Annotated in this window: 13 protein-coding genes; 11 read left to right on the forward strand and 2 right to left on the reverse strand. The window is 64.3% G+C overall.

Features of this window, described 5'->3' with window-relative positions; translation table 11 throughout:
- Positions 1-38: 38 nt before the first annotated feature.
- The 6 genes from SCA01S_RS11095 (at position 39) to SCA01S_RS11120 (ending at position 6,241) form a co-directional block, all read left to right on the forward strand.
- The gene (locus SCA01S_RS11095; RefSeq protein ID WP_062785505.1) at positions 39-965 is read left to right on the forward strand and encodes a CmcJ/NvfI family oxidoreductase; all 927 of its coding nucleotides are present in this window, start codon (positions 39-41) and stop codon (positions 963-965) included.
- Between the two features lie 167 nt (positions 966-1,132).
- Positions 1,133-2,050 carry a sulfate adenylyltransferase subunit CysD gene (cysD, locus tag SCA01S_RS11100; protein WP_022676407.1) on the forward strand — a complete coding sequence of 306 codons (918 nt, stop codon included), beginning with the start codon at positions 1,133-1,135 and terminating at the stop codon, positions 2,048-2,050.
- Positions 2,050-3,969, forward strand: coding sequence for a sulfate adenylyltransferase subunit CysN (gene cysN / locus SCA01S_RS11105; RefSeq protein WP_062785507.1), 1,920 nt, complete (start codon positions 2,050-2,052; stop codon positions 3,967-3,969). The genes cysD and cysN overlap by 1 nt, the downstream gene beginning before the upstream one ends.
- A 23-nt stretch (positions 3,970-3,992) precedes the next feature.
- Positions 3,993-4,727: a 3'(2'),5'-bisphosphate nucleotidase CysQ gene (locus SCA01S_RS11110; protein ID WP_062785509.1), complete on the forward strand. Its 735-nt coding sequence runs from the start codon at positions 3,993-3,995 to the stop codon at positions 4,725-4,727.
- A 38-nt stretch (positions 4,728-4,765) separates the two neighbouring features.
- Positions 4,766-5,257 carry a flavin reductase family protein gene (locus tag SCA01S_RS11115; RefSeq protein WP_022676404.1) on the forward strand — a complete coding sequence of 164 codons (492 nt, stop codon included), beginning with the start codon at positions 4,766-4,768 and terminating at the stop codon, positions 5,255-5,257.
- A gap of 285 nt (positions 5,258-5,542) precedes the next feature.
- Positions 5,543-6,241 (forward strand): Crp/Fnr family transcriptional regulator, encoded by a 699-nt coding sequence (locus tag SCA01S_RS11120; RefSeq protein WP_022676403.1) that lies wholly within the window; start codon positions 5,543-5,545, stop codon positions 6,239-6,241.
- A 101-nt stretch (positions 6,242-6,342) separates the two neighbouring features.
- Here the strand turns inward: SCA01S_RS11120 and SCA01S_RS11125 are convergent, their stop codons facing one another.
- Both SCA01S_RS11125 and SCA01S_RS11130 read right to left on the reverse strand, forming a co-directional pair.
- Positions 6,343-7,131 carry a PPC domain-containing protein gene (locus SCA01S_RS11125; RefSeq protein ID WP_084390940.1) on the reverse strand — a complete coding sequence of 263 codons (789 nt, stop codon included), beginning with the start codon at positions 7,129-7,131 and terminating at the stop codon, positions 6,343-6,345.
- Positions 7,132-7,398: 267 nt separating this feature from the next.
- Positions 7,399-8,091, reverse strand: coding sequence for an OmpW/AlkL family protein (locus SCA01S_RS11130; protein ID WP_062785513.1), 693 nt, complete (start codon positions 8,089-8,091; stop codon positions 7,399-7,401).
- Between the two features lie 259 nt (positions 8,092-8,350).
- Between SCA01S_RS11130 and ccoN the strand changes: the two genes are divergently transcribed.
- The 5 genes from ccoN to ccoG are packed head-to-tail and all read left to right on the forward strand — an operon-like array spanning position 8,351 to position 13,372.
- The gene (ccoN, locus tag SCA01S_RS11135) at positions 8,351-10,003 is read left to right on the forward strand and encodes a cytochrome-c oxidase, cbb3-type subunit I (protein WP_062785515.1); all 1,653 of its coding nucleotides are present in this window, start codon (positions 8,351-8,353) and stop codon (positions 10,001-10,003) included.
- Positions 10,004-10,031: 28 nt separating this feature from the next.
- A complete protein-coding gene (ccoO, locus tag SCA01S_RS11140; RefSeq protein WP_022676399.1) occupies positions 10,032-10,778 on the forward strand; it encodes a cytochrome-c oxidase, cbb3-type subunit II in 747 nt (248 codons plus the stop codon).
- A complete protein-coding gene (locus SCA01S_RS11145; protein WP_022676398.1) occupies positions 10,775-10,936 on the forward strand; it encodes a CcoQ/FixQ family Cbb3-type cytochrome c oxidase assembly chaperone in 162 nt (53 codons plus the stop codon). The genes ccoO and SCA01S_RS11145 overlap by 4 nt, the downstream gene beginning before the upstream one ends.
- The gene (ccoP, locus tag SCA01S_RS11150) at positions 10,929-11,855 is read left to right on the forward strand and encodes a cytochrome-c oxidase, cbb3-type subunit III (RefSeq protein WP_062785517.1); all 927 of its coding nucleotides are present in this window, start codon (positions 10,929-10,931) and stop codon (positions 11,853-11,855) included. The genes SCA01S_RS11145 and ccoP overlap by 8 nt, the downstream gene beginning before the upstream one ends.
- 8 nt (positions 11,856-11,863) lie before the next feature.
- Positions 11,864-13,372, forward strand: coding sequence for a cytochrome c oxidase accessory protein CcoG (ccoG, locus tag SCA01S_RS11155; RefSeq protein WP_084390941.1), 1,509 nt, complete (start codon positions 11,864-11,866; stop codon positions 13,370-13,372).
- Positions 13,373-13,383: the final 11 nt, after the last annotated feature.

Consider the following 13,383-nt stretch of genomic DNA (forward strand, 5'->3'; position numbering starts at 1 on the left):
GGTGCGCCAGATCGCCCTGCGGTGCGAGAGGATCTGCCATGGATGCCGCGTTGCATGCCCGCCCCGATGTGTTCGACCCGATCGAGGAAACGGCGCGCCAGGCGCCGGCGATGATCCGCTATCTGGGGGAGGGGGATTTCGTCACCCGCCGCTATGTCAGCCAGGGTGCCGAGATCAACACCGGCACTTACACCGATCACGCCGTGGTGGTGCGCGATGGCATGCCGCTGCGCGATCACTTCACGCTCGATACCCATGGTTTCATGATGGGCCAGCACCGTTCGGCGGTGGACGACTTTCACGATGCCGCGATGGTTGACGCGCTGTACCTGGCAGAGGTGGAAGCCCTAGTAGCGCAGTTGTGCGGGGCCAATCGCGTGGCCGCGCAAGGCTGGATGATCCGCACCTCGGCCGATCTTTCTGCCCGCGCGCGGGAAAAGGTTGCCAATTATCAGCACAATGGCGGCATCCAGCCGCCTGCGGGCGAAGCGCACGTGGACTACAATCGGCCCACGGCGCGGCGCGCGGCACGGCGCATGCACGACCAGCGCTTTGCCGATCATGGCGGCTATTCCCGCGCGATCTGCTTTTCGCTGTGGCGCACCTTTTCGCCGGGGCCGCAGGACTGGCCCCTGGCGGTGTGCGACGGGCGCAGCGTGAGCGAGGCGGAAACCGCATCCAACACCCTGTTCGTGGTAGATGAATTTCCCGAAGGCGACGCGCTGACTGCGCCGGTGGCGGGAGAGGAAAACATGATCGCGGCGACGATCTTCCGCTGTTCGCCCGCGCATCGCTGGTGGTATTTTGCCAATATGGCGGCCGATGACGTGCTGCTGTTCAAGTTCAACGACAGCGATGAAAGCGTGACCTGGCGCTGCCCGCACACCGCGTTCCACGATACCAGCCTGCCCGATACGCGCGTTCGCAGCAGTATCGAGGTGCGTTGCATCGCCTATTTCGACTGACGTTTGGATAGGGTGTGTGTGCCAACGTGCCCTCCCCAGGCCCCTCCCGCTTGCGGGAGGGGAGGCATTCGGTTCTGCGCAATGCGTTTGTGACCAAAGTTTGGCTTGGGGGCGCTTAACCAATTCGCCCTGTCATTCCACGCGCGGCCTGTGCCAAAGGCGGCGCCATGACCAGCCCATCGCTCACCCATCTCCAGCGCCTTGAAGCCGAGGCGATCCACATCATGCGCGAAGTCGTGGCCGAGGCACAGGCGCCGGTCATGCTCTATTCGGTGGGCAAGGACAGCGCGGTGATGCTGCATCTGGCGCGCAAGGCGTTCTATCCCGCGCCGCCGCCGTTTCCGCTGTTGCACGTCGATACCACCTGGAAATTCCAGGACATGTATGCTCTGCGCGATCGCATGGCGCGCGAAAGCGGGATGGACCTGCTGGTCTATCAGAACCCCGAAGCCCAGGCGCGCGGCATCAATCCGTTCGATCACGGCGCGCTCCACACCGATATGTGGAAGACCGAGGGCCTCAAGCAGGCGCTCGACCTCTATGGCTTTGACGCGGCGTTTGGCGGCGCCCGGCGCGACGAGGAAAAGAGCCGGGCCAAGGAGCGCATCTTTTCGTTCCGCACCGCCAGCCATGGCTGGGACCCCAAGAACCAGCGGCCCGAGCTTTGGAACCTCTATAACGCCCGCAAGAACAAGGGCGAGAGCATCCGCGTCTTTCCGATCAGCAACTGGACCGAGCTGGACATCTGGCAATACATCCACCTCAACGACGTGCCGATCGTGCCGCTCTATTTTGCCGCGGTGCGCCCGACCTATGAATGGGACGGGCAGCTGTTCATGGCCGATGATATCCCGCGCCTGGAAAAGGTCTTGGGCTATCGGCCCGAGATCGTCGAGCGCTCCATCCGCTTCCGCACGCTGGGCTGTTTCCCGCTGACCGGCGCGGTGGAAAGCAGCGCGGCGACGTTGCCCGAAGTGATCCAGGAAACCCTGCTGACCACCACCAGCGAGCGCCAGGGCCGCGTGATCGACAAGGATGCTGGCGGCGCCGGCATGGAAGTGAAGAAGCAGCAGGGGTATTTCTGATGACCGATCCGGTTTACGTCACCGATGCCCTGATCGCGCAGGATATCGACGCCTATCTCGATACCCATCAGCACAAGACCATGCTGCGCTTCATCACCTGCGGGTCGGTGGACGATGGCAAGTCCACGCTGATCGGGCGGCTGCTCTATGATTCCAAGATGATCTTTGAAGATCAGCTGGCGGCGCTGGAAAACGACAGCAAGAAGGTGGGCACTCAAGGCCAGGCGATCGATTTCGCGCTGCTGGTCGATGGGCTTGCGGCAGAGCGGGAGCAGGGCATCACGATCGACGTGGCCTATCGCTTTTTCAACACCGAAAAGCGCAAGTTCATCGTCGCCGATTGCCCCGGGCACGAACAATACACCCGCAACATGGTGACCGGCGCCTCTACCGCCGACCTCGCGGTGATCCTGATCGATGCGCGCAAGGGCGTGCTGGTGCAGACCCGGCGCCATTCCTACCTCTGCCACCTCCTGGGCATCCGCAACATCGTGCTGGCGGTCAACAAGATGGACCTGGTCGATTACAGCCAGGCCCGGTTTGACGAGATCGTGGCCGAGTATCGCGCCTTTGCCAGCAGCATCGGCATCGAGGCGTTCACCGCGCTGCCGATCTCGGGCTTTGCCGGCGACAACGTGACGGCGCCTTCGGCCAATACGCCGTGGTACACCGGGCCTTCGCTGATTGCCCACCTGGAAACCGTTCCGGTGCGCGGGGCCGACGATCTGGCCCGCCCGTTCCGCATGCCGGTGCAATGGGTCAACCGCCCGAACCTGGATTTCCGGGGCTTTTCCGGCCTGATTTCCAGCGGCAGCGTCAAGCCGGGCGATAGCGTGCGCGTGTTGCCTTCGGGCAAGACCAGCACGGTGACGCGGATCGTCACGCTGGAAGGCGATCTGGACCAGGCGCAGGCCGGCCAAGCCGTAACCCTGACGCTGGCCGATGAAATCGACTGCTCGCGTGGAGACGTGATCGCGCTCGCCGACAATCCGCCCGAGGCGGCCGACCAGTTCGAAGCGACGCTGGTGTGGATGGCTGATGAAGCCTTGACGCCCGGCCGTGCCTATTGGCTCAAGCTGGGGACGCAGACCGTTTCGGCCACGGTGCGGGCGCCCGAATATGTCGTGAACGTCAACACGATGGAGCGCCTGGCGGCCAAGACGCTGGAACTCAACGCGATCGGCGTTGCCGAGGTGGTAACCGACAAGGCGCTGGTGTTCGAACCCTATGCGCAAAGCCGCACGCTGGGCGGGTTTATCCTGATCGACAAGATCACCAACGCCACGGTTGGCGCCGGCATGCTCAATTTCAGCCTGCGCCGGGCCCAGAACGTGCACTGGCAGGCGCTGGACGTGACGCGCAAGGCGCATGCCGCGCTCAAGATGCAGGAACCGGCGGTGCTGTGGTTCACCGGGCTGTCCGGCTCGGGCAAATCGACCATTGCCAACCTGGTGGAAAAGAAGCTGCATGCCCTGGGCAAGCACACGTTCCTGCTCGATGGCGACAATGTCCGCCATGGCCTGAACAAGGACCTGGGCTTTACCGACGCCGACCGCATCGAGAACATCCGCCGCGTGGGCGAAGTGGCCAAGCTGATGACCGATGCTGGCCTCATCGTGCTGACCGCGTTCATCAGCCCGTTCCGCGCCGAGCGCGAGCTGGTGCGCAGCCTGCTGCCGGTGGGTGAGTTCGTCGAGGTGTTCATCGACACCCCGCTGGAAGAGGCGGAAAAGCGTGACGTGAAGGGCCTGTATAAAAAGGCGCGCAGCGGACAGCTCAAGAACTTCACCGGGATCGACAGCCCCTATGAACGGCCCGAAAATCCCGAAATCCGGGTGGACACCACGCGCGAAAGCCCCGAAGACGCCGCCGAGCGGATCGTGGAGCGGGTGATCGGCGCGTGGATGCCGGTGATCTGACCGGATCGCAGGGGGGAAGGCGAATGGACGATCTGGCGCTGGCGCGGCATCTGGCCGCTGAGGCGGGGCGCATCCTGATGGATTTGCGCGCTGCTGGCACGCACGAGGGCAAGGCCTTGGGCGGCGAGGGCGATGCGCGGGCCAATGCCTTTCTCATGGCGCAGATCGCGCAACACCGGCCTGACGATGGCGTGCTGAGCGAGGAAACGGCCGACACGCCGGCACGGCTTGGCAAAAGCCGTGTGTGGATCATCGATCCGCTGGACGGCACGCGCGAATATGGCGAAGGCCGCGCCGATTGGGCGGTGCACGTGGGCCTGGCGATCGATGGCAAGGCCGTGCTGGGCGCGGTGGCGTTACCGGGAGAGGACCTCGTGCTCGACAGCGGCGGCGTGGGCGTTCTGCCTGCCATGTCGACGGTGCCACGCCTGCTGGTCAGCCGGTCGCGCCCCGCGCATGAAGCGGTGGAAGTGGCCCGCGCGATTGGCGGCGAACTGCTGCCGATGGGCAGTGCCGGGGCCAAGGCTATGGCCGTGGTGCGCGGCCAGGCGGAAATCTATCTGCATTCGGGCGGTCAGTATGAATGGGACAACTGCGCGCCCGTGGCCGTGGCGGCCGGCGCCGGCCTGCATGTCTCGCGCATCGACGGCGCGCCGCTGGTCTACAACAACGCCGATACCTGGCTGCCCGATGTTTTGATCTGTCGGCCTGAATGGGCCGACAGGGTGCTTGAGGAAGTTGCCCGGATCGGCGATTGACGCAGCGCAGCGATAACTTTGACCCAGGCGAGGACTCCATGATCGATCCCAAGCATTTCCGCACCGTTCTGGGCGCCTACCCCACCGGCGTTTGCGTGATCACCTCGGTCGACGAGGCGGGCGTGCGCACGGGCCTGGTGGTCGGTTCGTTCACGTCGATTTCGCTTGATCCGCCGCTGGTGGGCTTTTTCCCTGACAAGCGATCGAGTTCCTGGCCGCGGATTGCCGCGACCGGGCGGTTTTGCGTCAATGTGCTGGGCGCCGACCAGCTGGACCTGTGTCGCCGCTTTGCCGCCCGCGCCGACGACAAGTTTGCAGAACTGGCCCATGGCCACACGCCGTCCGGGCAGCCGCTGCTCGACAACGCGCTCGCCTGGATCGACTGCCGCATCGAGCGGGTGGACGATATCGGCGATCACTGGCTGGTGGTCGGCGCGGTTGAGGCGCTGGATGCGCGGGCCGGGGGAACGCCGCTGCTGTTTTTCCGTGGCCAGTATCACGATGCGGTAGAGATCGCCCAGGGCGTGTGATTGCCCGCGCACGGCCACCAATTTGCGCCATTTCCGCGCTAATTGTGGCATGGTTGACGCGGATCAAAGCGGACCCCACGCGATCGGCCTAGACCGGAAATCGCCGAAGGGAACAGGTCTTTCCAACCCGGACAGCCTGTTCGTTTCGCGTGATTTCTCCCCAACTCGGGCGGCATGCCTTGCTTGCCGCCCCCCTTTTCGTTGGGGTGGCCTTATCACACTTTGGTCTAATAAGGCCGTGTCTTGTCATTGTCTTGGCGCGCGCAAGATGGTAATTGCACGGCCATGTCTTCTTGCGAAACCTGCGTCGTCCGCAACCGGGCCATCTGTGCCGGACTCGACAATCAGGAGATTGTCGCGCTCAATGCCATTGGGCGCCGCCGCAGCGTGTCTGCTGGGGAGCCGTTGATCTGGGAAGACGACGATTCGCTGCTGGTCGCCAATGTGATCGATGGCGTGCTCAAGCTGACGACGAGCACCGAGGATGGTCGCGAGCAGATCGTGGGCGTGGCCTATCCGTCCGACTTCATCGGGCGCCCGTTCGGTCAGACGAGCAAGGCCAGTGTCGTGGCGCTGACCGATGCGCGGGTCTGCGTGTTCTCACGCAATGATTTCGATCGCTTTGCCCGCAGCCATCCCGAGCTGGAGCACAAGCTGCTGGAACGCACCCTGGCCGAGCTTGATCGCACGCGGTCGTGGATGATGCTGCTGGGCCGCAAGACGGCGCCGGAAAAGATCGCGACGTTCCTGCTGGAAATGTCGGATCGCCTGGCCGAAACCGGCTGTACCCCGATCACGCGCGGCCCGGCCAAGCGCTTTACCCTGCCGTTCTCGCGCCAGCAGGTGGCCGACGTGCTGGGCCTGACGATCGAGACCGTCAGCCGCCAGTTCACCAAGCTCAAGAACGAGGGCGTGATCGACCTGCCGGCGCGCCGCGACGTGGAAATTCTCAATCGCGCCTCGCTGGTGGCGCTCGCCGGCTGATCCAGCCGCCGCGCCGATCACACGATCAGCAGGCGATGTGGTGAACCGGACAGCGCCTTGCGCCGATACGGCCACCACATGCCAGTGATTTGCATGGCCGATCAGCTTTCCGGCATGGCCGCAGCGCGCAGCGCATAGGCGCCGGTCTCGCCATTGTTCGCGCTGGTCACGCGGACGATATAATCGCCTTCCGTATCCGGCGTGAATGCAATGAATGCATTCTTGCCGCCGCCGCTGTCATCATCCTGGGTGATCGGCTGGTCGGTCGTCTTGCCTTGCGCATCGAAGATCTGCAGCACCGGGTCGATCGCGTCGCTCTTCAGGAAGAACAGCATGGTCTGGCCGCTGTTGACGTGGAAGATGAACTCGTCCTCGTACTTGCCGCGGATTTCGCCATCAGACGCTTCCAGCGTGCCGCCATAGGTTTCCAGGCGCAGCGCGGTGGTGCTTTGCGGCTTGGCCTTGATCGGGGCGGGCAGGGGGCGCACCTCGCGCAAGGTCAGCTTGTAGTCCGCGCCGGGCTTGGCGCCGTCCACGGCCTTGACGCGGACGCGATAGGTGCCGCTGCGCGTCGGGGAAAAATCGAGCAGCGCGTTGTTGCCTTCGCCGCCGTCATCATCGTCGGCGATCACTTCGGCATCGGGATCGGTCAGCGTCATGGCCGGATCGAACGCCTCGGAATCCACGCCGATTTCGTAGCGCTTGCCCGCAGTCAACTGGATCGGATAGCTGGCATAGATTTCGCCATCGCGGGGATTGCGGCGATCGAGCTTGCCGGCATAGGTAATCGCCTGTGCGCGCTGCGCCAAAGCCTGTTCCACGCCACCGCTCTCACTGGCCAGCATGAGCCCGAGGGCGATGAGGATTTTTCGTTTAGCCTTGGCAGCCATGTATGTCGTCTCCTGCGTGCGATGGGGGCGGGCCGTCGCATTGGGCCACAGGGGCCGGCAGCCGGACCACCCGCCTGATTTAGCATATTCTATTTATTTGAAATTTTTTGTGACGGAGACGATCGTCTGTCAAGGCTGCGGCGCACCCATGGACGTGGTTGGCGCACATGAAAACGGGCGGGCCGATACCAGGGGATCCCAGACCCTGGACCGACCCGCCCGCTGGCCCTGCATACGACGGATATGCAGGGCTATCGGTGCAAGGGCTTAGAAGCGGTAGGCGACGCCGGCGCTGAGTACCCACGGGTCCATGCGGTGGCGGGTGGTGAGCGCTTCGGTGCCGTTGGCGGTGTAGAAGTGCGCGGTGGTGCTGATCCAATACTTCTTGGCATCGAGCGTAAGGCCAAGACCGGTCTTGGTGATCGGAATGTCGATGCCACCCTGGACCACGACACCGGCATCGTTATCGAGCTTTACGCGCGTGGCACCCAGTGCCTGGGCGGTCGCGCCCGCGCGTTCGTCGATATAGAAGAACCAGGCCCCACCGGCGCCGACATAGGGCTTGATGCCGCCCGGCAGGGTGAGGTGATACTTGGCCGTGACAGTGGCGGGCAGGATCAGCGCGTGATCGACCAGCGCGGCCCCGGCGAGCGAGCCCGCCCCGGTGACGTGGTGCGCGGTAAAGCAGCAGATCGTTTCGACCGAGACATTGGGCAGGGCGAAGTATTCGATCGCCAGCGTGGGGGTGAAGCTGTTGTTGCTGGCATCGGTCTGCGCGCCGGCGGGCAGGCCGATCAGATCCTTGCGCACCGCGGTGATCTTGCCATCGGCCAGAACCGAGGTGGCCAGCACCTTGACCTGCCACTTGCCGGCCGGTGCCTCGTCGGCCGCCAGCGCGGGAGAAGCGAACGCCAGCGCCAGGGCGGCGGCACCAAGAGCTTTGCCAAGAACCTTTTTCATCACGCGTTTCCTAGTCAGATGCAGCATGCACCGCTGCAGGCTGCGCCACTGCAGGCGGCCTGCCCCTCGCAGGCTCCGTTCCCTCTGGCGTGGCACCGTCAATGGCGGGCGGCGCGATTCGGTACATTGACGCAACGCAAAAAAGCGCAAGTTCCCAACAATTCGTTCACCGCACAGGTTATTTGACTCGTATCAATGTGAAAGACCGGCAATCGGCGCAGGGGCACAATCTGTAGTTTGGCATGGAAGGGAAGGGTCCATGGAACAGGTTCTGTTGCGCGCCGGCCTATGGTTTGGCGCGCTTGTCCTGGCGGTGGTTGCCTGTGCTCTGGCAGTTGACCAGGGTTTTGCGATTCATATGGCGATCTTCGGGATCGCCGCCGCCATCGCGCTGTGGGTTACCATCAGCGGCAAGAGCGTCGACAATGCAGTGCGCGGTATCCTGCGCATGCCCGATCAGGGCCGCTATGACGACGATGTGATTCGCTGGGGCGTTATCGCCACGGTTTTCTGGGGGATTGCCGGATTTACCGCCGGCCTGTGGATCGCGCTGGAGCTGACCTGGCCCCAGCTCAACCTCGGGCTGGAGTGGATCAACTTCGGCCGCCTGCGCCCGCTGCACACCTCGGCGGTCATTTTCGCTTTCGGAGGCAATGCGCTGATCGCCACGTCGTTCTACGTCGTGCAGCGCACCTGCCGGGCGAGGCTGGCCTTCCCCGGCCTCGCCCGTTTCGTGTTCTGGGGTTATCAGCTGTTCATCGTCATCGCGGCGACCGGTTATCTGCTGGGGATCACGCAGGGCAAGGAATATGCCGAACCGGAATGGTACACCGACCTGTGGCTGACCATCGTCTGGGTGGCCTATCTGGCGGTCTTCGTCGGCACGATCATCAAGCGCCATGAGCCGCACATCTATGTGGCCAATTGGTTCTACCTCTCGTTCATCCTGACCGTGGCGATGCTGCACATCGTCAACAACCTCAACATTCCCGTCAGCCTGTTCGGATCGCGGTCCTACCCGGTCTTTGCCGGGGTGCAGGGGGCGCTGGTGCAGTGGTGGTATGGCCACAACGCGGTGGGCTTTTTCCTGACCGCCGGCTTCCTGGGCATGATGTATTACTTCGTGCCCAAGCAGGCCGAACGCCCGGTCTATTCCTATCGGCTGTCGATCATCCACTTCTGGGCGCTGATCTTCCTCTATATCTGGGCTGGCCCGCACCACCTGCACTATACCGCGCTGCCCGATTGGGCGCAGACGCTGGGCATGGTCTTCTCGGTCATGCTGTGGATGCCGAGCTGGGGCGGCATGATCAACGGCCTGATGACGCTGAACGGCGCGTGGGACAAGATCCGCACGGACCCGATCATGCGCATGCTGGTGATGAGCCTGGCGTTCTATGGCATGAGCACGTTCGAAGGCCCGATGATGAGCGTGAAGAGCGTCAACTCGCTCTCGCACTATACCGACTGGACCATCGGCCACGTGCATTCCGGCGCACTCGGCTGGAACGGCATGGTGACGTTCGGGGCGCTTTATTACCTGGTGCCGCGCCTGTGGAACCGCGAGCGGCTTTATTCGCTGCGCATGGTCAACTGGCACTTCTGGTGCGCCACGCTGGGCATCGTGTTCTATGCCGCCTCGATGTGGGTGGCAGGGATCACCCAAGGGCTGATGTGGCGCGAATATGGGCCTGACGGCTATCTGGTGAACAGCTTTGCCGAAACCGTGGCCGCGCTGCACCCGATGTATGCCCTGCGTGCCTTTGGTGGCCTGCTCTACCTGAGCGGCGGGGTGATCATGGTGATCAACATCACCAAGACGATCCTGGGCCAGTATCGCACCGAAGCACCCATGCATGATGCCGCATTCGATCCCGCCAAGGATCGCCCCATCGTGGCCCAGCCGGCCTGACCGCCCGCGAGATAAGGAAACTCGAACAATGTCCAGCATTGTTGAGCGTCACAAGACGCTGGAGCGCAATGTCACCCTGCTGGCAGTCCTTGCCTTTGCCGCGGTGACGATCGGCGGGATCGTGGAAATCGCCCCGCTGTTCTGGATCGACAACACCATCGAGAAGGTGGAGGGGATGCGCCCCTACACCCCGCTGGAGCAGGCCGGCCGCGACATCTACGTGCGCGAGGGCTGCTATGTCTGCCATAGCCAGATGATCCGCCCGTTCCGCGACGAGACCGAACGCTATGGCCATTACAGCCTGGCGGCGGAATCGATGTACGATCACCCGTTCCAGTGGGGATCGAAGCGCACCGGGCCGGACCTGGCCCGCGTGGGCGGCAAGTATTCGGATGAATGGCATGTCCAGCATCTGAAAGACCCGCGCTCGGTCGTGCCGGAATCGATCATGCCGACCTATCAGTTCCTGGCCGGGCGCCCGCTCAACCAGGGCGACATGACGGCAGAGCTGCAAACGCTCTACACCACCGGCGTTCCCTATACGAAGGACCAGATCGCCAAGGCCAACGACGATCTTAAGGCCCAGGCCGACCCGGAAAACGCCACCGAGTTCAAGAAGCGCTGGCCCAAGGCCCAGGTGCGCGACTTCGATGGCGATCCCACCAAGCTGACGGAGATGGATGCGCTGGTCGCCTATCTCCAGATGCTGGGCACGTTGGTGGATGTGAATGCGCCTGCTGCCCAGGAAGACCTGGCAAAGGAGAAGGGGCGATGAGCACGTATGACGCGCTGCGCCATTTTGCCGACAGCTGGGCGCTGGTGGTGATGGGCGCGATTTTCCTGGCCCTGTGCATCTGGCCGTTCCGCCGCGGGGGCAAGTCCTCCGGCAGGGAAGCGGCCAACTCGATCTTCACGGAGGATCACGATGGCTGACAAGCGCATCGACGAGCCCACCGGCGTTGAAACCGTCGGACACGAATGGGACGGCATCGAAGAACTCAACACGCCCTTGCCGCGCTGGTGGCTGTGGACGTTTTACGCCACGATCGTTTTCGCGATCGGCTATGTGGTGGTCTATCCGGCTATCCCCGGCCGCCATGCGGCAACCGCGGGCACGCTGGGCTGGACCAGCCGTGGCGCGCTGGACAAGGACCTGAAGGCGGCCGACGCCGCCCGGGCCCAGACCCGCGCGGCGATTGCGGCGACGCCGGTGGAAAAGCTGGCGGACAATCCGCAACTGCTGCGCGCCGCGATCGAGGGCGGGGCTGCCGCGTTCAAGCAGAACTGCGTGCAGTGCCATGGCGCGGGCGCGGCCGGCTCCAAGGGCTATCCCAACCTCAACGATGACGACTGGCTGTGGGGCGGCGATATCGCCACGATCCACCAGACGCTGGAACACGGCATCCGCTATCCCGGTGACGAGCAGACCCGCGTGAGCCAGATGCCCGCATTTGGCAAGGATGGCATCCTGACCGCCGCCCAGGTACAGGACGTGGTCAGCCACGTGCGCGTGATCAGCGGGCAGGACAAGCCCAATGCTTCGTCCACGCGCGGTGCCCAGATCTTTGCCGACAACTGCAGCGTGTGCCACGGCGCCAATGGCGAGGGTAACCGCACGGTGGGCGCGCCGCGCCTCAATGACAAGATCTGGCTCTATGGTGGCGATCGCGCCACGCTGACGCAGACCGTCACCTATGCCCGCCAGGGCGTGATGCCGGCATGGGGGCAGCGGCTGGACCCGGTCACCATCAAGATGCTGGCCGCCTATGTCCACTCGCGCGGGGGCGGGGAAGCCCTTCCACCTGCAGCGCCTGCGGCGCCGGCAACGGCCGCCGTTGCCCAAGCAAGGTAACCCAGACCATGCCCGCTGATCCCAAGCTCAAGCTGGTAGCCTCCACCCCCGCGCCGCAAGGCGGGGGTGGGGCACCCCACGAACCATCGCTCTATGCCCGGCGCGAACCTGTTTGCCCGAGCAAGATCGATGGGCGGTTCCGGCGCTTCAAATGGGCCGTCATGGCGTTTTGCCTGGCAGTCTATTGGGGCACGCCGTGGCTGCGCTGGGATCGCGGGCCCTGGGCGCCCCACCAGGCGGTGCTGATCGACCTGGCACATCGCCGGTTCTACATGTTCGGCATCGAAATCTGGCCGCACGAGTTCTATTTCGTGGCCGGGCTGCTGATCATGGCGGGCATCGGCCTGTTCCTGGTCACATCGGCCGTGGGCCGGGCGTGGTGCGGCTATGCCTGCCCGCAGACGGTGTGGACCGATCTGTTCCAGCATGTCGACCGCCTGATCGATGGTGACCGCAACGCGCAGCTGGCGCTGGACCGCGCCCCGTGGACGGCGCGCAAGGTGACCAAGCGTGTGGCCAAGTGGGCCATATTCCTGGGCATCAGCTTTGCCACCGGCGGGGCGTGGATTTTCTATTTCGCCGACGCCCCCACGCTCCAGCGCGAATTCTGGACCGGCACGGCGCCGGGCGTCGCCTATGGCTGCGTCGCCGTGCTCACGTTCACCACGTTCTGGTTGGGCGGATTCATGCGCGAGCAGGTGTGCGTCTACATGTGCCCCTGGCCGCGCATCCAGTCGGCCATGCTCGACGAAAAGTCGCTGATCGTTACCTACAAGGATTGGCGGGGCGAGCCGCGCGGATCGCTCAAGCAGGCCAAGCGCCTGCCTGGCGCAGTGGGCGACTGCATCGACTGCAAGCAGTGCGTGGCGGTGTGCCCCACCGGGATCGACATTCGCGAAGGCGCGCAGATTGGCTGCATCACCTGCGGCCTGTGCATCGATGCCTGCGACCGGGTGATGGGCCAGGTCGGCCGCGCGCGCGGCCTGATTGACTATTGCACGCTCGATGATGCCGAACACGAACGGCAAGGCGGGGCAGCCAAGCCGTTGATCCGCGCGATCTTCCGCCCGCGCACGCTGGTCTACCTGGGCCTGTGGGGTGGGATCGGTCTGGCGCTGCTGTTCATGCTGGGCCAGCGCACCCGGCTCGACCTGTCGGTCGCGCGCGATCGCAACCCTGAATTCGTCCAGCTTTCCAACGGTTCGGTGCGCAATGGCTTCACCGTCAAGCTGCGCAACATGGAAGACCGGCCGCGCCAGGTCGTGCTGTCGCTCGATGGCTTGCCGCAAGGCGCGATCTATAGCGACGAGATGGACGCAGCCGCGGCGCGGCCCGCGCTGCGCTTCACCGTGCCGGCAGATACCACGCAGCGCCTGCGCATCTATGCCGTGGTGCCCAGCGGTACCGCGCAAGAGCGGCATTTCACCTTCCGCCTGACTGCCCAGGCCGGGCCCGGCGAACAGCCGGCGCAGGATGCCGTGAAGACCGAATTTTCCGCCCCCGGCGACACCGACTAGCAAGGAGCACA

This window comes from Novosphingobium capsulatum NBRC 12533 (assembly GCF_001598375.1).
GTDB lineage: Bacteria > Pseudomonadota > Alphaproteobacteria > Sphingomonadales > Sphingomonadaceae > Novosphingobium > Novosphingobium capsulatum.